Genomic DNA, 24,735 nt, shown 5'->3' on the forward strand with positions numbered 1-24,735 from the left:
CTTGGTGAGCATCAAATTCTTAGTATTTGGAAAGAAGATATAAAAAGAGCCGTAGGCGCTAAAAGGGCACAGAAACTCTTTGATGCTGCTAAAGTATCTATAGGTATTGATGAAGGTCTTCAAATGGCTAGAAAACAGCTTAATAATCTACTAGATAGATATGAGATATTATCTTCTCAAATGGAAGAATTGATGATACAGGTTGAACATATTTTATCTGATATTCCAGGAACAGAAGCAATGTTGTCCATGTTAGGAATAGGAGTAGCTACTGTAGCTGGTTTTTTAGCAGAAGTAGGGGACTTAAATAATTATGCTCATTCAAAACAAATACAAAAGCTTGCTGGACTTAACTTAAAAGAAAATAGTTCAGGAAAGCACAAGGGTCAAACAACTATAACCAAAAGAGGAAGACACAATTTAAGAGCACTCTTGTTTAGAGCGATTATGCCACTTGTAGGTAAGAATCCTGTGTTTAGAGAATTGCATAAATACTATACAACAAGGACTAATAATCCTTTAAAGAAAAAACAGTCACTTATTACGTTATGTTGTAAATTAATTAGAGTGTTATTTGCTTTAGGGAAAAAAGGCACCACATATAGTCCACAAAAATTATTAAATGATATGAATGTTTTACAATTAGATTTACAAGTAGCATAATAACTATTCTATAGGTAATATTCAATTTTTAAACAGTAACACTTGATAACATATTCTAGATTTTTGAACTTTGATCAAAGAAGCTAGGAGCAGCTGGTAGGAATACATTCCATAAGGACATTGATCCCGTCAAGGAGCATTTCCAGCCTCCACCTCATGGATAGATAGAACGAAGGAATTTAGGGACAATTTGATCCTGCGAGACATGGGAGGGTAATCACCATGAGCTATTGTGGAGATCCATTGGCGATCATAATTGATTTCACTTAAGCGTAGCCTTATGTAAAGTCATACCTAAGTTCCATAAAATCCAATATATTCAACAAATATACAAATAGCTTCTTTTAAAAAGTGGAGAAATTCTATGAATAAGTGAGTATTTTAAAGAAAAATTTAATTTATAGAGGGAGGTTAAATGATGAAAAAATTACTAAAGAACTGTGTAAGTTTGATTGTGATTTTTTCCATGATTTTTTCTCTTACGATGTAACATATTATTCAAGAGACGGATTTGAAGTTGGTGATACAGTTTCAGTACATGACTATAATGATTATTATTTTGATTTAAATAGTAGTACCAATTTTTTTGGAGCAAGAACAGACTTTACTTATTTAGAAGGAAATTCTGAATATACTTTTCACATAAATGTTTGAAAAGGCAATTTTCCAGGTTTGCCAGGACCTGGTGGAAGATAATTATTGGGTAGTATAAAATATTGTGTATATTTTTTTGATCTTCATTTTATTGTTTTTAAATCTAAAAATGCACGATTTACATAAAGAGCAAGCAGGCTATAAATATTGAAAATTACTGATGTTTTTAAGATTAATTTCATAGGTATATAATTTAAAAAATGTAAAGAGTCATATCTATAAATTTAGTATTATAAGGTATGGCTCTTTTCTATTCAAAGATGCAAAGTCAAGCATCTATCTACCTAAAAAAGAACTTCCATATAGTATAAGTGTTTTTGGAAATAATGGTCCGCAATTAACTTAATTTTTTGCTAGTTTTTCTTAACATTATGTATCTATATAAGCTGATAAGCTGGTTTTACTAACTCCTGTGGCTTTTGATATGTCAGAGATAGAGTATTCCTTGCTGTCATACATCTTAAAAGTTAGATCAATATCTTGATTTGACTTGGCGGGACGACCACCTTTTTTTCCTCTGTGATTGTGTTGCATTGAGTATAAGCTATACTTATTTAAATGACTATAATATGTGCAATTAAATTTTATGATTAATTACTAGCTTATTATCATCTACTTAAGTAATAGCCAAAAATCCTCGAAATTAAATTTTTCATCGCAAAATATATATTTATAATGCTTAGACTTCTTTTTACTAAAGACTGTCTTGTTTTCATCTGTTATTTCAAGATATCTTTTACCTCTTACTGAAAAATTTAAATATCCAGCAAAATCATATATAATTTCAACGCTATAATAATCTGGGGCAAAAAATAAGGGTACTCTTTTCACTTTTTTGTGAAGTAATTGTTCGATTTCTTTCATTTTTCCTGCTTCTTCAGATTTTTTTATAGTTATATTTTGTAGTTCAGACTCAAAGCCTTTATCTTTTAAAATTTTAACAATATTATAATTTTTGTTTATTAAATTATTATTTTGCAAAACAACTTTTAATTCCCTTGGATATAAGTAATCAAATGAATAGTTGATTATCAAAATAAGAGCGACAAATAAAAATATATATGCAATTATTTTACGATTTGATTTTAACATTAAATCACCTCATGACTGAAATTTGCAATATTCTACTATAATTTAAAGAAAGGGCTAGTATTTAAGATATATAATCTAGATAGGATATCATTTATTGACTCCCTATACATCGTGGAGTAGTAGTATCTATCCATGCTTCTTTTCTAGTGTTTCTACAACCTGGAACAGGCTTTTTTAGTTCCAGTAACTTTTTCACAAATTATTTTTTCACAGTCAGCTTCTTTTAATTGGTCTATTTGTTTATCTAAATTTTGCTCTTGGGGACTTACTCTTGTATAGCCTATTAACATTTCTCACAGATCCTTTCTATAAATTATATGATGATATTATTTTTTTCAACAGTATCCATTCCCATAACAGGAGTATCTGGCTTTTCTTTCATAAGTTTTTGAAAATCATCATAAGTATGTCCAACCCGGAATTCTCTGGCTGACATGCTGACTCTTGTTGGCTTTTTTTACATCTACCTTCCTTTCCGCACAGGAGGTCCAACTGTCATACTTATTATACAAGAATTCTAGGTGTAGAACTAATTTCTTTTCCTATGGAAGTAAGTCTTTCAAACTAGAATTTAATCTTTCACTTAACCCATCCCTGTACTCATTTACTTGACACCGAACGTATGTTTGGATATAATTAAAATATAATGAAAGGAGTTGGAAGTTATGGAGAATATTGAAAAATTAATCTCGAATGGAATTATGGCAATTATCCCATTGTATATAGATATGAAAGGCAATTCAACTAAAGTTAAAGTCTGTAGCTCAAACGATCTTTACATATATAAGAGTATTAGAAGTGTGTTAACATTACTTGCAAGATACTTTATGATAGACCTAAATGCTTCAAGGCGGTACTATGGAAGAGTTATAGGATGTAAAAATATTGTCCCAATACCATTTGATAAAAATAATATTTTTGTCCCACTAAAAGTAAGAAAGCCAATATCAAAAAATGACGGCTCATTTGGATATTTTAATCTAAACCGTTTAAAAAGAATAGACAAGAAAGAAAACCATGTGCAGATAATTCTAGAGAATGATTCAGCAGTTAATATTATTCAAAGCTATGATTCAGTAAGTAAACACATAAAAGATGCAAAGCTTGTAAAACATGCATATTATGAACGGTCGAATCAAGTAGTTAAAGAAACTAATGGAGACTTTTATAAAGAATACAACAGACCAGCTACAAAAGGAGATATAGCTGCGTTAAGAAATGAAATCATAGATATGATTAAACTATGTGGAAGTTAAAAATAAAAATTGGAAATTTAAAAAAGTAAGTATGATATAATATATGTAACATATTTACTCGGAGGGTGGCCAGTGGTAACTTTACAAGGAACAGTTGAAGAAATAATATTTCAAAATGAGAGTAATGGATATACGATAGCTATTTTAGAGACAGAGGATGACATTGTAACTATTGTAGGTTTTATACCTATTTTAAATCTAGGTGAAACGTTGAGAGTACAAGGAGAATGGACATATCATACGAACTATGGACAGCAGCTCAAGGTTGAAACATATGCTACTGTTGTTCCGTCTACTTTTAACGGTATTGTAAGATACCTTTCTTCAGGACTTATACCGGGCATAGGTCCTAAAACTGCTGAGAAGATAGTAGAAAAGTTTGGTGCTGATTCTCTAGATGTACTTCAATACAGTCCAGACAAACTAAAGGAAGTAGAAGGCATTGGAGAAAAAAAGGCAGAGAAAATTGCAGAGGCATTTGTTGAACAACGTGAGCTTAGAGATATCATGATATTTCTTCAAGGTTACGGGATTAGTCCAAACTATGGTATCCGTATATATAGAAAATATGGAAGTGAAACTATAAACAAGATAAAGGAAAATCCATACAGACTGTCAGAGGACATAGTTGGTATTGGATTTAAGATGGCGGACAAGATAGCACAAAGCATGGGTGTGGATTTTAGATCAAATTATAGAGTAAATGCAGGGATAAAGTTTAAGCTAATGGAGTTTTCAGCTGAGGGACATACATATATGCCGAAGGACGAGTTAATAGAAAAAACAGCACAACTATTGAGCGTAGAAAAGGACTTAATAGAAAATGGAGTAACGAGTCTTGCATTGAGTCAAGAGATACAGCTAGATAGATTCGATGATGAGCTTTGTGTGTATTACATGCCTTTTTTTATTGCTGAGACAAATGTTAGTAAAAAAATAATTGAAATATCTCATGCTGAAGTTAAAAAGCTTGATATAGATATAGGCAAAGAGATCTCAGCTTTAGAAAAGCAAGGGAATATTATGTTTGCAAGTAATCAAAAGGAAGCAATAAAGCAATCTGTAGAAAACGGAGTATTAGTAATAACAGGTGGACCAGGTACAGGAAAAACTACTACTATTAATAGTATAATAAAGCTGTTTGAAGACAACGAACTGTCAATATCATTAGCTGCTCCTACAGGAAGAGCTGCTAAAAGGATGACAGAGGCAACGGGAAGAGAATCAAAAACTATTCACAGATTATTAGAATATGGCTTTGTAGATGATGAACTTGGTATGGCATTTTCTAAAGACGAAGGAACTCCTATAGAAGCAGATGTAGTGATAATAGATGAGATGTCCATGGTAGATATATTATTGATGAACAACCTTCTTAAGGCGATAATGCCTGGCACTAGACTTATTCTAGTAGGAGATATAGACCAGCTGCCATCTGTTGGTGCTGGTAATGTATTAAGAGATATTATAAATAGCAAAATAGTTAAAGTAGTTAAGCTTGATGAAATATTTAGACAGGCCCAAGAGAGCATGATAGTTGTAAATGCACATAGAATTAACAAAGGAGAAAGTCCATATTTAAATGTGAAAGACAAAGACTTCTTTCTTATGACTAGGACTAATTCAGAGAATATCGTTGAGACAATTCTTGAGTTGTGTAAAGAAAGACTTCCGAAGTTCAATGGTTACGATCCAGTTAGAGATATTCAAATTCTTACCTCTATGAAAAAAGGTGATGTAGGAGTAAATGCATTAAACGATAAGCTTCAAGAGGTACTAAACCCTAAGCATCATTTGAAAGCTGAGAAAAAGTCAGGAGACTTTATTTTCAGAGTTGGCGATAAGGTGATGCAGATAAAAAATAACTACAGAACAAAATGGAAGATGCTTGAAGATGGTGCTGTTATTCAAGAAGGAGAAGGTGTGTTTAATGGAGATTTTGGCTTTATAACTGGTATAGATGAAGAAGAAAGCGAAATGACAGTTTTGTTTGATGATAACAAAGAAGTAGTATATGGGTTTAATCAGATTGATGAGCTTAAGCTTGCATATGCAACAACTATCCACAAAAGTCAGGGAAGTGAGTTCCCAGTAGTTATAATGCCTGTGTATTGGGGTCCACCAATGCTGCTAACGAGAAACCTTCTGTATACTGCAATTACGAGAGCGAAAGAGCTAGTTGTTTTAGTAGGTATGGAAAAATATATGCATACAATGATAAAAAACAATAGAATAACCAAAAGATATTCTGGTCTAAGTAACAGGCTATTAAAGGTTTTTGATATGATGATTAAATAGGTGTAATATGAATAAAAAAGAAAGCTTATTAAAAAAATTATATAACACAATTTTAGATCTTTTATTTCCGGAAGAAGGCATATGTTTTCTATGTGAAAAATATGATGAAGATATTGGTGATGATCATATCTGTGAAGACTGCAAAGAACAAATTAAGTTTATCGATAGTCATATATGCAAGATATGTGGGAAACCATTAGAAGCTGGGTATATACCTAATAAATGCCCAGACTGCATAAAACATCCTCATTTTTTTACAACAGCAGTAGCAGCTGTTGAATATGAAGGACTTATTAAAAAGTCTATATATAAGTACAAATATGGCAAGAAGGCATATTTGTATAAAGCTTTTGGACATTTAATGGTACAAGCTATTATAGATAAAGATATAAAAGGATTTGACGTTATAGTTCCAGTTCCATTACATAGAGATAAAAGAGCTGAAAGAGGATTTAATCAGTCAGAGCTGTTGGCGAAATATATTTCAGATGAGTTTGATGTACCATTAGATTTTAAAAATCTCAGGAGAATTAAAAAAACCTCTGTTCAAAATAAGCTTCATAGATTACAGAGACAGCAAAATATTAAGGATGCATTTAGAATAAAGAACTCAAATGTGTTTAAAGATAAGATAGTATTATTAGTTGATGATATATTGACAACTGGTGCTACTGCAGATGAATGTTCTAAGATGTTATTAGAAAATGGAGCAGGCAAGATATATGTCATATCTATAGCTACAGGAAGAAATATCAATATGTAGGTCTTGGTTACTATTTTAAAAATATTTGTAGAAAAAGAAGGGATTCTAGCATGTATTATCGAATGAAACTTTAATTCCTCATAGTGAAAGTGTTGGAGGTGTAAACATGGGAATAATAAACTGTAAGAAATGTGGAAGAATATTTGCTGACGATGGATTTGATTTTTGTCCTATATGTAGGAATACAGAAGATGAAATGTTTAAAAAAGTAAAGGATTATCTCTATGAATATCCTGGGGCAAGCGTACAACAGGTTTCAGAAGAAACAGGAGTAGATACTAAAAAGATATTGAAATTTCTTAGAGAAGGAAAACTGGAGATTAAAGACGATAGCCCAAATCTGATACTTGACTGCGAAAGATGCGGTACTCCAATAAAGACAGGCAGATTTTGCAATAAATGTATAGCTGAAATGCAAAAAGAGTTTAAGGGAGCAATAACACCAAAAGAAGAACCTAGTCATGTTAGAAGAGGAAATAAGAGCGATAAGATGTATATAGCAGGGCGGCATAAAAGATAAAATAAAAAATCTAAAGTATAACCCCATTCATACCGATAATATATTTAGAAGAGTCGATAAGGATGGGGTGCTTTTATGAAAATATTTAATAACAACATAGATAAGATAGTTCAGGCTTATAAAAGGCAGGATGCAAAAAAAGGAGTCAAAGAAGCAGGTAGATTAACTAAAAAGGATCAATTAAGCCTATCAGAAAAGGCAAAAGAGTACCAAGCTGCTATGAATGCTTTAAAGGATACTCCAGATGTAAGAACAGAAAAAGTTGAAGCTATTAAGCATCAAATAGAAACGGGAACATATAAGGTAGATGCTAGTAAGATAGCTCAAAAGATGTTAGATAATATAAACATGGATAAAAGAATCTAATGATAGGCGGTGATTCTATGAAAAAACTATTTGATGAGCTGAATGAGGTTTTGCTAGAGGAACTAAATGTATATAAGGAAATGCTTGAGGTCACAAACAAAAAGACTGAAGTAATAACAGCAGGTCATGTAAAAGATCTAGATAAGATAACTCAACTTGAGAATACAATCATAATAAATATAGGGAAACTAGAGGGCAAAAGAGAAAAGGTGGTTGAAAATATTAGAAAGCAGCTAGGGTTAAAAGAAGAATTAAACATGACTAATATAATGGAGCACCTTGATAAGCAGGCAGCTAATGATATTGAAATCATCAAGTCCCAACTTTTAGATACGTTAAATAAATTGAAAGAGAAAAATCAGTTGAATAACGTACTTATACAAGATTCACTAGAATTTATAAACTTGAATATTGAGTTGCTGACAAGCACCTCAGAACAAGGAACATATAATAATAAAACAGGAAAAGAAAAATCATCACAAAATGTAAGCTTTTTTGATGCTAAGGCTTAAGAAAGGCAGGTATTCATATGAGTTCATCATTTTCAGGATTATATATAGGTATTTCAGGACTTTTTGCAAGTCAAAGGTCTCTTAATACGATATCACATAATATAGCAAATGGGGACAATCCTTTATATGTGAGACAACAGGCAATACATGCTGACTCAAGGTACACCAGAGTTAGTCTAAAGAATTATACTGGATCAGGGGTAGATGTTCAGCAGATAAGACAGATTAGAGATGAGTTTTTAGATGCAAAGATTCGAAAAGAAGCTTCACAATTTGGATATTGGGCTTCAAAAGCTAATGTTTTTGACCAAGTAGAAGGTATAGTTAGAGAGCTTTCAGAAGATGCACTTCAAGGAGTTATGAACAAGTTTTGGAGTTCTTGGGGAGAGGTGTCTAAGGAGCCTGATAGTTTGACAAAAAGAGGACTTTTAAAAGAACATGCTATTGAATTCGTAGGCTCTGTAAACCACATGTATAATCAGCTAGAGAGCTTGCAGTACAATCTAGATACAAATGTAAAGAATATGGTAGAAGAGATTAATCAGCTGACAAAAGGTATATCAGAACTAAATACTAAAATAATGTCATTAGAAGCTTCGGGAATCAGTGCAAACGATTATAGAGACACTAGAAATGGTTACTTAGATAGACTATCACAGATTACAGAGATAGACTACTATACTAGTAATAATGGTGCTATAAACGTAACTCTTGGAGGAGCTCATATAATATCTGATGGTGATTTTAGAGAATTAGAAGCTAAAAATAATGGGAGTCCTTTTGTTGATGTACATTGGAAGGATACTGGTGAACGATTAATTGAAGAAAAGGATATAAAAGGTGGAGAGCTTTTAGGACTATTATACGCTAGAGGAAGTTTCGGACAAGAGTCTACAATATCTGACACAACCGAATATAAGTATGTAATTCCTACTTTGAAAAAGCAGCTTAATGAGTATGTAAAGGGTATAGCAGAAGCTATCAACGGTTTGCATAAAACAGGTATTACTCTTACTGGAAATACTGGTATAGACTTTTTTGTCAAACAAGATCCCACTAATTCGCAATGGGCAGGAAATATAAAGCTAAATGACGTGTTAGATTCATTAAGTGAAATAGCGGCTTCAAGATCTGGAGATGGTGGAAATGGAAAGGTAGCAGAGGATATAGCTAAAATAAGAGATGAATTGATTTTCAATGGTAATACAATTCCAGATAACTTCTATAGAGATATAATAACTGATCTTGGAATAGCTGGTAATGAGGCAATAACTATGATGAATTCTCATGAGATGGTAATAAATCAGATAGATGGCAGAAGAAAGTCGCTATCAGGGGTATCTTTGGACGAAGAAATGACAGAAATGCTTAAATATCAGCATGCATACAATGCAAATGCAAGGATTATAAATGCCATAGATGAGATGGTAGAGAATATTGTTAATAAAATGGGAATAGTAGGAAGGTAGGAGATAATATGAGTTGGTTAGGTTTTAACACGGCAGTTTCAGGACTATTAGCAAGTCAAAGAAAACTATATGTTACAAATCATAATATTGCAAATGCTAATACAAAAGGCTACTCAAGGCAAGTAACTACTCAGGATGCCACTACCCCACATCGTCTGCCAGGTATTGGGTTTGTAGGAACAGGTACTAATATTAGATCAGTAGATAGAGTACGTGATTCGTATTTGGATTATAAATTTAGAACAGAGAATGCTCCCTTAGGTGAGTGGGAGATAAAAAGAAATACTCTTTTGGATATAGAGCATGTCTTAAAAGAAACTGACAACGAGGGGCTAAGTAATTATGTGGATGGCTTTTTTAAGTCATTAGGGAATTTGAATAATAACCCTGGTGATGATTCCTATAGAATACCAGTTAAAGAAAGTGCCATTGCTATGACAAATCATCTCAATGAGACTGTAAATAAATTATATAATTTGCAGAAAGACATAAATTATCAGGTAGGTGCTCAGATTAAAAAAGTAAATGACATAGGATACCAGATAAAAAACTTAAATGAGCAGATATTTAAACAAGAAATAGATGGTAAAACGGCTAATGACTTAAGAGACCAAAGAGATCTACTAGTAGGAGAGCTATCTAAGATAGTAAATGTGCAAGTAAGTGAGCAAAATGGTCAGTACAGAGTGGCTATAGGAGGAATTTCTTTAGTAGATCATTCAAATTTAAGTAAGCTAAAATATCCTCCTAACACGGTTGATGATGGACTAACAGGAGTAAAGCTTGCTCAAGTTGAATGGGAAAACGGCAATAAAGTAACTTTGAAAAGTGGAGAGTTAAAAGGACTGTTAGATGCAAGAGATGGACAAGGCGAGAATGGTGAATATGGTGGAGTCCCTTATTATGTAAAGAGACTTGATGAGTTTGCAAGAGTGTTTGCTGAGCAGATAAACAAAGTACACAGAGAAGGCTATACTTCTGATGGTTCTGCAGGTGGAGATTTTTTTGAAGCACTGGGTGGTGGAAGTATAAGGGCAGATAATATTTCTTTAGCTCAAGCAATAAAAGATAGCGTAAATAACATAGCTGCAGGACGAAATCCAGAGAATCCTCCTACACCAACTGATCCAAATGGCATAGAAAATAATAAAAACATACAAGAACTGCTAAAGCTTAGAGAAAGCAAAGAGTTTTTCAGTGGAGGTATGTATGCCCAAGGAACACCAGAAGATTACATAACATCTATAACATCAACACTTGGTGTTGACAGCCAATACGCCATAAGAATGAAAGATAACCAAGAAATAATAGTAGATAGTGTTGAAACAAGAATAGATTCTGTATCAGGAGTGGATTTGGACGAAGAGGTACAAGATATGATTATGTTTATGAAGACCTATAATGCATCAGCAAAGATGATAAATACATTAGATGCCATACTTGATACGACTGTAAACCGGTTAGGCTTAGTAGGTAGATAATATAAAAGATTTGCAAAGGGTAGAGGTGAATATATTGAGGATAACAAATAATATGCTTGTTAGAAATATGATGGGTAACTTGAATAAGAACAAGAGAAGAATGGACAAACTTCAAAAGCAGTACCAGTCAGGTAAACTGTTTCAGCTTCCTTCAGATAACCCTATAGGAGTATCAAAGAGCTTAAAGCTGTATACAGACAAATCTAAGATAGAGCAATATAAGACAAATTTAAGAGACGCTATAGCTTGGATGAATACTACTGAAGATGCTTTAACTCAGATTGGAGAAGTAATGAAGAGAACTTTTGAGTTAACAGAAAAGGCAGCAAATGGGACTTATTCAGAAGAAGACTTACAAGCTATTTCTGCAGAAATGAAGGAGCTAAGAAATCAGGTGATTCAGGCAGCAAATACTACACATGCAGGACGTCATGTGTTTACCGGATATAAAACAGATGAAACATTATTAGATAAAGATGGTAACTATGTAGTAGATTTAGAAAACACTGAGATTTCAAACTATAATGTAGGGGTTTCTGAAAACATAGCAGTAAATACAATAGGGATTAAGGTTTTTGGTGTGGGTGCCGCAGAAAATTATGATGCTGCTAACGTCAATAGCGGTGATAAAGCCTATGTTGTACAATTATTTGATGATATAATAACTGCATTGGATTCTGATCCTCCAGATACAGATGTCATAAGAGGAAGCATGAACAAAGTAGAAGATATACTAGAAAATTCCTTAGCAGTGAGAGCTGAAATAGGAGCTAAAACCAACCGCCTTGAAATGACACAGAATAGATTAGAGTCAGATGACGTAAACTTCACAAGACTGCTATCAGAAAATGAAGATGCAGACATGGCAGAGGTTATTATGAATTTTAAGATGGCAGAAAGTGTATATTTGGCCTCGATGTCAGCTGGATCAAGGATAATACAGCCTAGCTTGGTAGATTTTTTAAGATAGATAATTGCTTTATAGTGAAGGATGATAAGTATGCCTCTTAGTATAACTACTATAAAAGGTCAAATAGGTATCAAAACAACAAATGCATATCTGGACATAAGGCAGCCTAAAGGGGAACAGTCTATAAGACAGGTTAAACCTCAGATGATAGTAGATAGGGAAATGCCAAAAGTACTAATAGATCAATCTCAACCTTTTTCAGAAGCAGGACGTAAGAGCTGGGCGGAGTTTGCTGCTGAATATGCACAGCTAGGACGACAACAAGCCTTAGAAGGTATAGCTAGAATAGTAGATGATGGGAACAGAATGGCTCAGATTCAAAGGAAAATGCCTGATGCTATACCAGAAATAGCATTCAAGAATGCTATGCCTAAGCAGCACGAGTTTAATTTTGCTTTGATGCCAACCAGCAGACCAAAGATAGAGGTAACAGGTCATTTAAACATTGATTGGCAGCTAGGGGGAGTAGAATATAGCTATACTCCTAGAAATCCTGTAGTGGAATACAGCCCAGGTAAAGCAGAGATATATATGAAGCAGTATCCAGACATAGAGATTAAGTATGTAGATACAAGGATATAATTTTAGATGTAAGGGGACATTCCTGTGAATTTAGGGGTGTCCCCTTACCTTAAAAAAGGAGGCTAAAAATGAAACTTTCAACAAGACATTTTGGAGATATAACGATAGATGAAAAAAATATTATAAACTTTATTGATGGTGTACCAGGCTTTGAAGAACAAAAGAGATTCATTATAATAGATAATCAAGACGATGAAATACCATTTAAATGGCTCCAGTCATTAGATGACACTGATCTTGCTTTTATCATAATCAACCCTTTTCTCTTTAAAGAGGACTATGAATTTGACATACCAAAGATAGCCATAGAAAAACTTAAAATAAAAGAAGAAAAAGATGTATTAGTTTACTCTATAGTAGTAATACCTGAGGATACTGCAAAGATGACTGCAAACCTTTTAGGACCTTTGATAATAAACACAAAAGAAATGCTAGGAAAGCAGATAGTGCTTGACAATGACAGATATACTACAAAGCATTTTATATTAGAAGAGTCAAAAGTTAAAGGTAAGGAGGAATAGCATATGCTAATACTTACCAGAAAAACAGAGGAGAGCATCATAATAAACGACAATATAGAGATAGTAGTAGTCGGTATAGAGGATGGAAAAGTAAAATTAGGTATAAAAGCACCAAAGGAAGTGGATATACATAGAAAAGAAGTATTCCAGTCAATACAGATAGAAAACAAGCAAGCAGCAGCATCTAATGATGCAGATTTCAGTCAATTAAAGAATATTCTCAAAAAATAAAAATTTTTTATAAAAAATAATTAATAAAACACTAAAGTAGCGTAAACATATGTCGATATATATACTGAGAAAACAAAATTTTTATATAATCTGGCCAGAATATAAAAATTATCTACAAAATTCGTCAATAGGCGATATGGCAAGGATGCCAAAATAATAACAAAATTCAAGGAGGAATAAAAATGAGAATTAATAACAACTTAATGGCTGTTAATACACACAGACAATTAGGTATCACAGGTGGATACCAAACAAAAGCAATGGAAAAATTATCATCAGGATTAAGAATCAACAGAGCAGGAGATGACGCAGCTGGTCTATCAATCTCTGAAAAAATGAGAAACCAAATAAGAGGTTTAAATCAAGCATCAGCTAACTCACAAGATGCTATATCTTTAATCCAAACAGCTGAGGGTGCTTTAACTGAAACTCACAATATCCTTAAGAGAATGAGAGAGCTAGTAGTTAAAGCTGGTAACGCTGGAACATTAGAAACTGAAGACATTACATCAATTCAAGATGAAATAACAGAGCTTAACAAAGAGCTTAGTGGTATAGCAGAACGTACTGAATTCAATGGTAAAAAATTACTTGATGGATCTTTTACTAGTGGAAAAGGAGTTTTCCAAATAGGTGCTAATACAAGCCAAACATTAAAATTAGCTATACATACATCAGGCTCTAATGGAGTATCAGCTACTGATTTGGGAGTAAACGATATTAAATTCACATCTGGAACTCCTACTTCTATAAATTCTGGTTTAGCTAAAGTCGATAATGCAATAGAGCTTATTTCAGGATTACGTTCTAAGCTTGGTGCTAATCAAAATAGACTTGAATACACTATCAAAAACTTAGACAATGCTTCAGAAAACCTACAAGCAGCAGAATCAAGAATTAGAGATACTGATATGGCAAAAGAAATGGTAGAATTCACTAAGCAAAACATTCTACAACAAGCAGCACAGGCTATGTTGGCTCAAGCAAATTCTCAACCAAATGGAGTATTACAGCTTCTAAGATAGAGAATTTGAAAGGGTCCCTTAAGGGGTAACCTTTAAGTGTAAATCGGGTGAATTGCTGGAACTTTCTAAAGTCTTCTTTCCTACAACGGAACTGGAAACGGTAAGCGTGAAAGGTTGAAAAAAAGAAGGATGTAACAATGGATAATCAGCAGCCAAGCTCCTGTACCGAAAGGTTGGAGAAGGTTCAACGACTAAGACGAACGGCCTACGGCAAATCGTAGGGAACGGTGACCACGCCATTCCGAAAATTGTACGGCTATGAGGTCTGTAGGGGCAGAGGTGTCCTCGAAGTACCCGACAACCGAAATTAATTTAGAATTGAGAATTAAGGAATCGGTTGAAGATATAGTCTGGCAGATATCGAAAGATATTTGATGGTCCGCAAGCAAACCAATCACCTCAAGGAGTACTTCAATTATTAAGATAGTTTATTAAAATATCTTAATAATTGAAGATATATAAAAGTCAGAGAAAATATTTTCTCTGACTTTTTAGCATTTAAAGATTACTTTATATATTAAAGTCTACCCTCTTGTCGTAATCGTCTAATTTTGTCCACAGTTCCCCAATAAGTTTTATTTAATTTTTCGGCTATTTCCTTATCTTTACAGCCTTTTTTCTTCAAACAAATTATTATATATTCATCATTTTGGGAATAACCATTATCAATTACTTTAAGAGACCCAATGCTAATTTTATTGTAAATATTAGTTTGAGCAAGTTCTTTTCTTTTTTGTAATAATCTTTCTTCTACATTTACTTTGTATCTCATACAGTCGATTTCTTTAACATATGGACTTACAAGTTCAATAAATTTCATAAGTTCATTTCTTCTAGATATATTAAGGATGTAATTTTGTCCATCAGGTCTTTTCTTTAAATCAAAGCATATATCAAACTGATTATCAATATGTTTTTTAAGGATTATGTTTTCTTCTAGTGAAAAAGATAAAGAATATAATAAAACTTGAGGGAAAATATATATTTCATCTTTAACCTTTGATGAAGAATTTATTATAAGGCTCCCATCATCCATATACAAGCAAGCAAGGCCAATAGGATGATCTAATAAAGATATATTTTCTTGAGTGATAGTCTTTACTCCATTTATGTAAAATAAATTATAAAGCTCAGTATATATTGGATGGCTAATAGAGGAAAGCTTACCGTATTTACAGTTGTTATTAAATTTAAACCCTACATTTTTCAATTTTTCTGCCTTCCATTTTCTGTAGTCTATTTGGCTGTTCCCTCCATGTTCTCTATAGTGTGCATTCTTACTTCTACCATATAGCGCGAAGCTACCATCTCCAAGTAGACTTCCTATAATTATGTTTCTTTCTGTTTGGTTTAGACTAAGTGAGGTAATGCTTTTTTCAAAATTCTCTTTTCTTTTTTCTTGGAGGTTGTTATATAAGTTATTCATATAACAATCATCTTTTTTAATGCCTAATCTATTTGCTCTTGATCTCAAAGCGCATACAGTCATATTAAGTCTTGCTGCTAGTTCATTTGTATCTGTTTCAGGATAGTTCTTAATAATATAATCATTAATATTTTCTTTTGAAATAGACACTATTACACCTTCTTTGGAACACATGTTCTTATTAATAGTATATAATATAAAGGAAGATTTTTCAAGATTTTTCAAGTGCTTATTCCACAATATTGCCTTAAGATTTTTCTACTTCCTGTCGATAATAATTAAGAAGATTGTCTAAAAGACAATAAATTTGGAGGTATGAGATGAAAGTTTATATATTAGACAAAGTATTAGAATATAACAATGATAAGAATATCATTGATGATATTCTTCAAGAAATAAACAATGCTTTAGAAAGGACAGATTACTTTTTTAGCCATTTAATAGTAGATGGTCAAGAGGTATACGAAGACTATAATGGCTATTTTTTAGATAATATTAAAAATATAAAAGAGGTTAAAGTAGTATCAAGAACATTGAAAGAACTAACCGAAAATATAATGTTATCAACAATAGATTATTTTAATAGAGCTATTCCAGAGATAAACATGCTTTCTAACGAGTTTTACAAAACTCCTACACAAGGCTCTTGGTCTAAGCTTGCTGATTTTTTGGAAGGCATTGCATGGATTATGGATACATTTATTACTATAGATACTAATGCTAGAATAGGAGATATAGTTTCCAATTATGAGGAATGGAACCTTTATGCAAAAAATATTTATGCTTTACAAGAGCAACTAGAACAACTAGAGGAAGCTATGAAGAATAAAGATATAGTTTTATTGGCAGATATATTATCTTATGAAATTATCCCTTTATTTAAGAGCATGAAGGAAGGACTTGAATACTCGGTTTATAAAGGAGATAATTAAAATGTTATTAGTTGATAATATCACTATATTGAAAAATGTATATCCTTTAGTATGGGGAAAAATAAAAGATGTAGAGGATAGTTTAGATGAGAACCTAGTTAAAATAGAAACAACAAAAAATGGACAGAAAACATTAACTATAAAAAAAGAAGATAAGCTAGTATATTTACATAGCAAATATAATCCTTTGAGAGAAGCAGAAACTATCGTAGAAGAGTATAAAGATATAGAAGAAGGAACTAGTGTTTTATTCTATGGAATAGGGCTTGGATATCATATAGATGCTTTTTTAGAAAAACATCCGAATATGAATTATTATATATATGAACCTGTAACAGAGATATTATATGCTTATTTATCAAATAAGGAAATAAAAGATATTCCTTCAAAGAAACTAAAAGGGATGATTACAGGAAGTGATAAAATAGATATAGCTGGCTTTTTAAATGAGTTTATAGCTAAGTCTGATGGGAAAGTATTGATGGTTAGCTTACCTATACATAAACAAGTTTTTACAGAGTATTATAAAGAATTTTTAGATTTATATAAAGAAGTAGCTAAAAACAAAAGAGCTAGTACACTAACGGAATATGCTTATCAAAAACGTTGGATTAAAAATAGTATGAAGAACTTTAAAGAAGTGCTATCTAGTCCTAATTTGATTTTAGAAAGAAAAGGTCACTTCAAAGGAAAAACAGCCTTACTTGTAGCCGCAGGTCCTTCATTAAATGAAGAAATCGAAAATATACGATATATAAAAGAAAATGGGCTGGCCTATATATTCAGTGTGGGCTCTGCTATAAACACATTAATACATCACAATGTTTATCCTGATGTAGCATGTACATATGACCCTACAGAAAAAAACCAAATAGTATTTGAGAAAGTTAAAAAGTTAGGAATAACTAATATTCCATTAATATTTGGTACTAGCGTAGGATATGAAACCTTACAAAACTACCCTGGAAAAAAATGTCATATGATTACAAGCCAAGATACAGTAGCTAGATTTTACTTAAAAGCTAAGGACAATGAAAAAATAGTAAGTCTTTTTGATGCTCCATCAATTGCAGTAGTTACATTACAATTACTATACTATTTAGGATTTGATACAATCATACTTGTTGGTCAAAATCTAGCGTATAAAGATAAAAAGAGACATTCGGAAGGAATTGATTATAGTACAGATGTAACAGAAAAGGAAACAGAAAAAGGAATTTGGATAAAAGATGTATATGGAAATGAAGTACTGACCGATGAAGGATTTAACCGAATGAGACGGCAAATAGAGCTTTATCTAAAAGAATTCAACGGTGTTAATGTAATAAATACTACTAAAGGTGGAGCTTCTATAGAAGGGACCACATTTATTGAGCTAGCAGAAGTCATAAAAGAACGTCTTAAAGAAAGCATAGTGGAAGAAAATTGGCTAAGTTCCGAAAAAACTAGCTATGATAAAGAATATTTATTATCTCAATCTAAAAGAATGGATAGAGATTTTAAACAAGCTACTAAAATAATAAAAGAGTATTATAGTATCTTAGATAGTATTGATACATTTATAAAAAATAGAAATTTTAATCAGGCAGAAAAGATGTATATAAAACTGGATAAATCACTATCAAAAATAGAAAAAAATAAATTTTTTCAAACCTTTATATTGCCAATGAATAGAGTAAGATATAAGATTCTTGCAGACAGTATAGATAGTTTAAATGAGGAAAAAGATAGTACGTTAAAAGGTAAACGAATTGTAAATAGCTTTAAAGAATTTATAGATTCTTGCAAAAATGATGTAGATGATATTGAGCCTATTTATGAAGAGATGAGAGAAGTAATAAGTGAAGCATCAATAAATAACTAATTGAATATATAGTAGATGATTAATCTACTAAAATACTTATAAAATGTAATAATTCTTAGCTAATGTTAATCATATAGGAGGTATAACTATGGCTTCAGTTTTAGTAACAGGTGCAGATGGTTTTATTGGAAGCCACCTAGTTGAAGCGCTTGTTAAAGAGGGAAAAAAGGTCAAAGCGTTTGTATACTATAATTCCTTTAACTCTTGGGGATGGTTAGATACATTTCCTAAAGATATATTAAATGAAATAGAAGTGTTCACAGGAGATATTAGAGACCCGAACGGTGTAAGAGAATCTATGAAAGGAATTGACGAAGTATTCCATTTAGCTGCACTCATAGCTATACCCTTTAGTTATCATTCTCCTGATTCATATGTTGACACAAATATTAAGGGGACTTTAAACATTCTTCAAGCTGCTAGAGATTTAGTAACTAAAAGAGTATTAGTTACATCAACATCAGAAGTATATGGTACAGCTCAATATGTTCCGATAGATGAAAAACACCCATTTCAAGGTCAATCTCCTTATTCAGCAACTAAAATAGGTGCAGATAGAATAGCTGAATCATTCTATAGGAGCTTTAATATGCCTATAACCATAGTTAGACCTTTTAATACCTATGGACCAAGGCAGTCTGCTAGAGCAGTAATACCAACCATAATCACGCAATTGTTAGCAGGTAAAGAAGAAATAAAGCTGGGTTCATTAACTCCAACCAGAGATTTCAATTATGTTAAAGACACAGCCAGAGGATTCATAGAAATTGCTAAATCAGACAAGACAATTGGAGAAGAAATAAATATAGCAACCCAACAAGAAATTTCAATCGGACAATTAGCCCAAGAGATGATTAATCAGATTAATCCAAACGCTGAGATTATATGTGATGAACAAAGACTAAGACCAGAGAACAGCGAAGTTAACAGGCTGTTAGGATCTAATGAAAAAATAAAGAAGTTAACTAGTTGGAAACCAAAATATACTCTTAAGTCTGGATTATCTGAGACTATAGAATGGCTTAAGAACAATTTAGATAAATATAAAACCGATATCTATAACATATAGAGGTGAGTTAAAATCGATAAGTTTATTCCATTATCTATACCAAATTTAAAAGGAAATGAATTGAATTATGTGACTAGGGCAATAGAAGCAGAATGGGTATCTACGGGTGGGGGATATATATCTGAATTTGAAAAAAACATATCTAAATACTTGAAGGTTGAAACTGCGGTGGCATGTCAAAGCGGAACAGCAGGTATTCATTTAGCATTAAAGCTTTCAGGAGTAGAGCATAATGATGAAATAATAGTACCTACATTGACGTTTGTTGCTGCAGTTAATCCAGTTAGATATTTAGGTGCAGAACCAATATTCATGGATTGTGATGATACATTGAATATGGACTTAGATAAGTTAGAAGAGTTTTGCGAGATAGAGTGCACTCTAACACAAAATGGACTGATTAATAATAAGACGAAGAAAATTATTAAAGCCATAGTGATAGTTCATGTATTTGGCAATATGATTGATATGGAAAGACTCATGGCTGTAGCTGAAAAATATTACCTAAAGGTAGTTGAAGATTCTACAGAAGCTTTAGGAACATATTGCACAGAGGGAAAATATAATGGCAAATTTGCAGGAACTATAGGTGACTTTGGCGTGTATTCGTTTAATGGAAATAAAATTGTTACCACTGGTGGCGGCGGGATGCTTGTAGCTAAAGATAATAGTCTAGCTGATAAAGCTAAATACCTTTCGACTCAAGCAAAAAATGATGAGTTATATTATATTCACAATGAAGTAGGATATAACTATAGAATGACAAATTTACAGGCAGCATTAGGCGTAGCACAGTTAGAGCAGCTAGAGAATTTTATTAAAATAAAGATAGATAATTATAATGTATATAAGCAAGAAACTGATGAAATAGAAGGATTATCAATCTTAAATTTCAACCAAAATACAAGATCAAATCATTGGTTTTACTCATTAGTGATTGATAAAAATAGATTTGGTATGAATAGAGACGAGCTATTAAATGAATTGAAGGATAACAATATTCAAACGAGACCTGTGTGGGGGTTGATTCATGAGCAAAGACCTTATGAAAATAATGAGACGTATAAAATTGAAAAAGCAAATTACTACATAGATAGAATATTGAACATTCCATGTAGTACAAATCTTAAAAAGGAAGAGATTAGACATATTTGCAATATTTTAAAAGGACTGAAAAAATAGGGGGTATCCCTTTGAGAGTACAAGAATTATTTATAGATAAAGAAATGCCGATTAAAGATGCAATTAAAAACTTAGATGAAACAGCAAAAAAAATACTATTAGTTGTTGAGTACAATAAACTTGTTGGAGTTCTTACCGATGGCGATATAAGAAGATGGATACTTAAGAGTGGTAGTTTGAAAGAACCAGTTAAAGCAATTATGGCAAAAAACCCTAAATTCGTATTTGAAGAAGATGTAAAAAATGCGAAAGTAATTCTTGAAGAACAAAGTATTGAGGCAATACCTGTCTTAAATAATAAACATGAAGTTATAGACATTATTTTCTGGAACGATAAATTTAATAGAAGACTTAACTATGCTAAAATGAACAATCCTGTGGTTATTATGGCTGGAGGAAAGGGGACTAGGCTTGATCCATATACAAAGATATTACCCAAACCTCTTATACCTATAGGGGATATTCCAATAGTTGAGCAGATAATAAATAGATTTGCCGAATATGGTTGTGATGATTTTTATATGACAGTTAATTATAAGAAAAATATGATAAAGGCATATTTTAATGAAATTGAAAAAAAATATACATTAAACTATATAGATGAAGAAAAACCACTTGGAACAGCTGGAGGATTATATTTATTAAAAAATGAAATAAAGGACACTTTTTTTCTTAGTAATTGCGATATATTAATTGAAGGAAATTATTCAGATATGCTGAAATATCATAAAGAACATAAAGCCAAGATAACATTAATTACTTCACTAAAGCACTATACTATTCCCTATGGAGTAATTCGGATAGATAAGAATAGTGATGTGAAGCAAATGGATGAAAAACCTGAGTATGATTATTTAGTTAATACTGGTATGTATATATTGGAACCTGAAGTACTTAATGATATTCCAGAAGATAAGTTTTATCACATAACAGATTTAGTAAATACCTATATCTCTAAAGGTGATAAAATAGGAGTATATCCCATAAGTGAAGGTTCTTGGCTTGATATGGGGCAATTTAAGGAGATGGGGATTATGCTGGAAAGGCTAGGAATAAAGTGATGAAAGATATTGTTTTAATTGGTGGCGGAGGACACTGTAAGAGTGTAATTGATTCTATCAATAGGTCTAAAGAGTTCAATATAGTGGGAATACTTGATTTACCAGATAATGTAGGAAACGAGATATGTGGTGTCAAGGTACTAGGAACAGATGATAAACTAGAATATTATTATAAAAATGGAGTTAGAAATGCATTTTTGAGTATAGGAAGCATTGGCGATGTTACACTAAGAAAAAAACTATATTTAGCTGCCTTTGATATCGGATATGCTTTTCCTAATATAATTGATAGTACTGCTATATTATCAGATAAGGTAGAAATAGGACATGGTAATTTTATTGGAAAAGGTGTAATAGTTAATTCTCAGACTTTAATAGAAAACAATTGTATAATTAATACTGGCGCGGTAATAGAGCATGATTGTCATATAAGCAGTTTTTGTCATATAGCACCGGGGTCAGTTATAAGCGGAAATGTAGTTATTGGCTGTAATACACATATAGGAACTAATTCAACAATAGTTCAAAATATTATAATCGGTGAAAACACAATTATAGGAGCTGGATCTGTGGTTGTAAAAGATGTAAGAAATAATTCTAAAGCATATGGGAATCCTTGTAGAGAGGTGTAAGTATGAAAAGAACGTTTATTATAGCAGAGGCAGGAGTAAATCATAATGGAAGTATAGAACTAGCCAAGAGACTAATTGATAAAGCTAGTGAAGCGGGAGCAGATGCAGTTAAATTTCAAAGCTTTAAAGCCGAAAAATTAGTAACTAAAAATGCAAGAAAAGCTGATTATCAAGAAGTGACAACTGGTTCAGAAGAAAACCAATTTGAAATGATAAAAAAGTTAGAACTAGATCATGAAAAACATAAAGAGTTGATTAATTATTGCAAGCTTAAAAATATAATGTTTTTATCATCACCATTTGATTTAGAAAGTGCTGACTTACTCAATAATCTAGGTGTTGAAATATTTAAGATACCTTCAGGGGAAATAACAAATTTGCCTTATTTAAGAAAAATAGGAGCATTAGAGAAAAAAGTAATATTATCTACGGGAATGTCAAACCTCGGAGATATAGAAAATGCTCTAGAAATACTTAGAAAATATGGGACTACAGACATAACTGTATTACACTGTAACACAGAGTATCCTGCACCTATAAAAGATGTTAATTTATTAGCCATGAACACTATAAAAAATGCGTTTAAAGTAAAGGTTGGATACTCAGACCATACATTAGGTATTGAAGTTCCAATAGCTGCAGTAGCATTAGGTGCTACAGTTATTGAAAAACATTTTACTCTTGATAAAACTATGGAAGGACCAGATCATAGAGCAAGTTTAGAACCGGATGAACTTAAAAAAATGGTTAGATGCATCAGAAATATTGAACAAGCTCTAGGAGACGGGGTTAAAAGATTGGCTGAATCTGAAGCGAAAAATATAGATATAGCAAGGAAAAGCATAGTAGCAAGATATAATATTCAAAAAGGTGAAAAATTTACCGAATATAATCTAGCTGTTAAGAGACCAGGAGATGGACTATCTCCGATGAGGTGGGATGAAGTGATTGGAAAAGTAGCAAAAAGAGATTTTAGTGAAGATGAGTTGATAGAAATATGAAGAAAGTATGTGTAATTACAGGGACAAGAGCAGAATATGGCCTCTTGAGACCTTTGATTAAAAGAATAAATGAAGATAAAGAACTAAAGCTTCAATTAATCGCAACCGGTATGCATCTGTCACCAGAATTCGGACTAACCTTTAAAGAAATAGAAGCAGATGAGTTTATTATTGATGAAAAGGTAGAAGTACTATTAAGCTCAGATACCCCAGTTGGTATATCCAAATCAATGGGGTTAGCAATGATAGGATTTGCAGATGCGTTTGAAAGATTAAAACCAGATATGATAGTTGTGCTAGGCGATAGGTATGAAATATTTTCTGCTGTTAGTGCAGCTTCTGTTGCTAGAATACCGATAGCTCACTTACATGGAGGAGAAACTACCGAAGGAGCATTTGATGAAGCATTTAGGCATTCAATAACTAAAATGAGCTATTTACACTTCACTAGTACTGAAGCATATAGAGAAAGAGTAATACAACTTGGAGAAAGTCCAGATAGAGTATTTAATGTTGGTGCAATAGGTATTGAAAGTATAAAGGAATTAAAATTACTGGATAAAAACGAACTTGAAAAGGACATAAACTTCAAATTTGGGGAAAAAACAGCTTTGGTAACGTTCCATCCGGTTACTTTTGAAAATAGTACATCTAAAAATCAATTTCAAGAGTTACTTAATGCACTAGATAGATTTGCTGATTTAAAAATAATATTTACAAAAGCAAATTCAGATACAGATGGACGGATTATAAATTCTATGATAGATGATTATGTAAAAAAACATGAGACAAAGGCGATTGCATTTACTTCAATGGGTCAACTAAGATATTTATCAGCAATGAAGTATGTAGATTTAGTTATGGGAAACTCATCAAGTGGAATTATAGAAGCACCATCATTTAGAGTTCCAGTAATAAACATTGGAGATAGACAGAAAGGAAGAATACAAGGAGAAACCATAATAAATAGTGAACCATTAGAAAATGAAATACAAAAATCAATAGAGTTAGGGTTATCAAATAACTTTAAAGAAAAGGTTAAGAATAGTAAAAATCTTTATGGTGAGGGAGAAGTTTCAGAAAAAGTGTTATATATATTAAAGAAATATTTAATCAAAAAAATTGAATTAAAGAAAAAATTCTATGATTTATAAAGGTGAATATT

28 protein-coding genes are annotated in these 24,735 nt (G+C 32.1%); 23 read left to right on the forward strand and 5 right to left on the reverse strand.

The window, feature by feature from the left end:
- On the forward strand, nt 1-663 hold a 663-nt coding region (locus HNR33_RS16885), incomplete at its 5' end, for a transposase (RefSeq protein WP_429085462.1).
- Between the two features lie 372 nt (nt 664-1,035).
- Nucleotides 1,036-1,317 carry a hypothetical protein gene (locus HNR33_RS16890; RefSeq protein WP_429085464.1) on the forward strand — a complete coding sequence of 94 codons (282 nt, stop codon included), beginning with the start codon at nt 1,036-1,038 and terminating at the stop codon, nt 1,315-1,317.
- A 369-nt stretch (nt 1,318-1,686) separates the two neighbouring features.
- Here HNR33_RS16890 and HNR33_RS16895 read toward each other — a convergent pair whose 3' ends face one another.
- The 4 genes from HNR33_RS16895 to HNR33_RS16910 form a co-directional block, all read right to left on the reverse strand.
- The gene (locus tag HNR33_RS16895; RefSeq protein ID WP_429085465.1) at nt 1,687-1,851 is read right to left on the reverse strand and encodes a helix-turn-helix domain-containing protein; all 165 of its coding nucleotides are present in this window, start codon (nt 1,849-1,851) and stop codon (nt 1,687-1,689) included.
- Nucleotides 1,852-1,929: 78 nt separating this feature from the next.
- Complete coding sequence (locus HNR33_RS16900; protein WP_429085467.1) at nt 1,930-2,409, reverse strand: hypothetical protein; 480 nt, start codon at nt 2,407-2,409, stop codon at nt 1,930-1,932.
- A 152-nt stretch (nt 2,410-2,561) separates the two neighbouring features.
- Nucleotides 2,562-2,699, reverse strand: a complete 138-nt coding sequence (locus tag HNR33_RS16905; RefSeq protein ID WP_429085469.1) for a recombinase family protein — start codon at nt 2,697-2,699, stop codon at nt 2,562-2,564.
- 23 nt (nt 2,700-2,722) lie between these two features.
- A complete protein-coding gene (locus HNR33_RS16910) occupies nt 2,723-2,845 on the reverse strand; it encodes a hypothetical protein (protein WP_429085471.1) in 123 nt (40 codons plus the stop codon).
- A 229-nt stretch (nt 2,846-3,074) separates the two neighbouring features.
- Here HNR33_RS16910 and HNR33_RS16915 point away from each other — a divergent pair, with 229 nt between their 5' ends.
- The 13 genes from HNR33_RS16915 (at nt 3,075) to hag (ending at nt 14,403) form a co-directional block, all read left to right on the forward strand.
- Nucleotides 3,075-3,665, forward strand: coding sequence for a hypothetical protein (locus HNR33_RS16915; RefSeq protein ID WP_429085472.1), 591 nt, complete (start codon nt 3,075-3,077; stop codon nt 3,663-3,665).
- Nucleotides 3,666-3,737: 72 nt separating this feature from the next.
- Complete coding sequence (recD2, locus tag HNR33_RS16920) at nt 3,738-5,963, forward strand: SF1B family DNA helicase RecD2 (protein ID WP_429085474.1); 2,226 nt, start codon at nt 3,738-3,740, stop codon at nt 5,961-5,963.
- A 7-nt stretch (nt 5,964-5,970) separates the two neighbouring features.
- Nucleotides 5,971-6,726: a ComF family protein gene (locus HNR33_RS16925; RefSeq protein ID WP_429085476.1), complete on the forward strand. Its 756-nt coding sequence runs from the start codon at nt 5,971-5,973 to the stop codon at nt 6,724-6,726.
- Between the two features lie 106 nt (nt 6,727-6,832).
- Nucleotides 6,833-7,246, forward strand: a complete 414-nt coding sequence (locus HNR33_RS16930; RefSeq protein WP_429085478.1) for a TIGR03826 family flagellar region protein — start codon at nt 6,833-6,835, stop codon at nt 7,244-7,246.
- Nucleotides 7,247-7,321: 75 nt separating this feature from the next.
- A complete protein-coding gene (flgM, locus tag HNR33_RS16935) occupies nt 7,322-7,612 on the forward strand; it encodes a flagellar biosynthesis anti-sigma factor FlgM (protein WP_429085480.1) in 291 nt (96 codons plus the stop codon).
- A gap of 17 nt (nt 7,613-7,629) precedes the next feature.
- A complete protein-coding gene (locus HNR33_RS16940; RefSeq protein ID WP_429085481.1) occupies nt 7,630-8,124 on the forward strand; it encodes a flagellar protein FlgN in 495 nt (164 codons plus the stop codon).
- 17 nt (nt 8,125-8,141) lie between these two features.
- Nucleotides 8,142-9,593, forward strand: coding sequence for a flagellar hook-associated protein FlgK (gene flgK, locus HNR33_RS16945; RefSeq protein ID WP_429085483.1), 1,452 nt, complete (start codon nt 8,142-8,144; stop codon nt 9,591-9,593).
- An 8-nt stretch (nt 9,594-9,601) separates the two neighbouring features.
- Nucleotides 9,602-11,074 (forward strand): flagellar hook-associated protein FlgK, encoded by a 1,473-nt coding sequence (gene flgK, locus HNR33_RS16950; RefSeq protein ID WP_429085484.1) that lies wholly within the window; start codon nt 9,602-9,604, stop codon nt 11,072-11,074.
- A gap of 25 nt (nt 11,075-11,099) precedes the next feature.
- Nucleotides 11,100-12,044, forward strand: a complete 945-nt coding sequence (gene flgL / locus HNR33_RS16955) for a flagellar hook-associated protein FlgL (protein ID WP_429085486.1) — start codon at nt 11,100-11,102, stop codon at nt 12,042-12,044.
- Nucleotides 12,045-12,074: 30 nt separating this feature from the next.
- Nucleotides 12,075-12,626, forward strand: coding sequence for a DUF6470 family protein (locus HNR33_RS16960; RefSeq protein ID WP_429085488.1), 552 nt, complete (start codon nt 12,075-12,077; stop codon nt 12,624-12,626).
- A 68-nt stretch (nt 12,627-12,694) separates the two neighbouring features.
- Nucleotides 12,695-13,147 (forward strand): flagellar assembly protein FliW, encoded by a 453-nt coding sequence (fliW, locus tag HNR33_RS16965; RefSeq protein ID WP_429085490.1) that lies wholly within the window; start codon nt 12,695-12,697, stop codon nt 13,145-13,147.
- A gap of 3 nt (nt 13,148-13,150) precedes the next feature.
- Nucleotides 13,151-13,378, forward strand: coding sequence for a carbon storage regulator CsrA (csrA, locus tag HNR33_RS16970; protein ID WP_429085492.1), 228 nt, complete (start codon nt 13,151-13,153; stop codon nt 13,376-13,378).
- Nucleotides 13,379-13,560: 182 nt separating this feature from the next.
- Complete coding sequence (gene hag, locus HNR33_RS16975; RefSeq protein WP_429085493.1) at nt 13,561-14,403, forward strand: flagellin Hag; 843 nt, start codon at nt 13,561-13,563, stop codon at nt 14,401-14,403.
- A gap of 517 nt (nt 14,404-14,920) precedes the next feature.
- Here hag and HNR33_RS16980 read toward each other — a convergent pair.
- Entirely contained in the window at nt 14,921-15,979 is a 1,059-nt protein-coding gene (locus HNR33_RS16980) for a hypothetical protein (protein ID WP_429085496.1), read from the reverse strand.
- A 170-nt stretch (nt 15,980-16,149) separates the two neighbouring features.
- On the opposite strand from HNR33_RS16980, the gene HNR33_RS16985 reads away from it, so the two are divergent.
- The 8 genes from HNR33_RS16985 (at nt 16,150) to neuC (ending at nt 24,724) form a co-directional block, all read left to right on the forward strand.
- The gene (locus HNR33_RS16985; RefSeq protein ID WP_429085497.1) at nt 16,150-16,761 is read left to right on the forward strand and encodes a DUF8042 domain-containing protein; all 612 of its coding nucleotides are present in this window, start codon (nt 16,150-16,152) and stop codon (nt 16,759-16,761) included.
- 1 nt (nt 16,762) lies between these two features.
- Nucleotides 16,763-18,625 (forward strand): motility associated factor glycosyltransferase family protein, encoded by a 1,863-nt coding sequence (locus tag HNR33_RS16990; RefSeq protein ID WP_429085500.1) that lies wholly within the window; start codon nt 16,763-16,765, stop codon nt 18,623-18,625.
- An 88-nt stretch (nt 18,626-18,713) separates the two neighbouring features.
- Entirely contained in the window at nt 18,714-19,694 is a 981-nt protein-coding gene (locus HNR33_RS16995) for an NAD-dependent 4,6-dehydratase LegB (RefSeq protein ID WP_429085503.1), read from the forward strand.
- 36 nt (nt 19,695-19,730) lie between these two features.
- A complete protein-coding gene (locus HNR33_RS17000; RefSeq protein ID WP_429085684.1) occupies nt 19,731-20,876 on the forward strand; it encodes a LegC family aminotransferase in 1,146 nt (381 codons plus the stop codon).
- Between the two features lie 11 nt (nt 20,877-20,887).
- Nucleotides 20,888-21,937 (forward strand): nucleotidyltransferase family protein, encoded by a 1,050-nt coding sequence (locus HNR33_RS17005; RefSeq protein ID WP_429085506.1) that lies wholly within the window; start codon nt 20,888-20,890, stop codon nt 21,935-21,937.
- Complete coding sequence (locus HNR33_RS17010) at nt 21,937-22,569, forward strand: acetyltransferase (protein ID WP_429085509.1); 633 nt, start codon at nt 21,937-21,939, stop codon at nt 22,567-22,569. The genes HNR33_RS17005 and HNR33_RS17010 overlap by 1 nt, the downstream gene beginning before the upstream one ends.
- 2 nt (nt 22,570-22,571) lie before the next feature.
- Nucleotides 22,572-23,570 carry an N-acetylneuraminate synthase gene (gene neuB, locus HNR33_RS17015; RefSeq protein ID WP_429085511.1) on the forward strand — a complete coding sequence of 333 codons (999 nt, stop codon included), beginning with the start codon at nt 22,572-22,574 and terminating at the stop codon, nt 23,568-23,570.
- A complete protein-coding gene (gene neuC, locus HNR33_RS17020; RefSeq protein WP_429085514.1) occupies nt 23,567-24,724 on the forward strand; it encodes a UDP-N-acetylglucosamine 2-epimerase in 1,158 nt (385 codons plus the stop codon). The genes neuB and neuC overlap by 4 nt, the downstream gene beginning before the upstream one ends.
- Nucleotides 24,725-24,735: the final 11 nt, after the last annotated feature.

Origin of the sequence: Brassicibacter mesophilus (assembly GCF_050433385.1) — a bacterium.
GTDB classification, from domain to species: Bacteria; Bacillota; Clostridia; order Tissierellales; family Proteiniboraceae; genus Brassicibacter; species Brassicibacter mesophilus.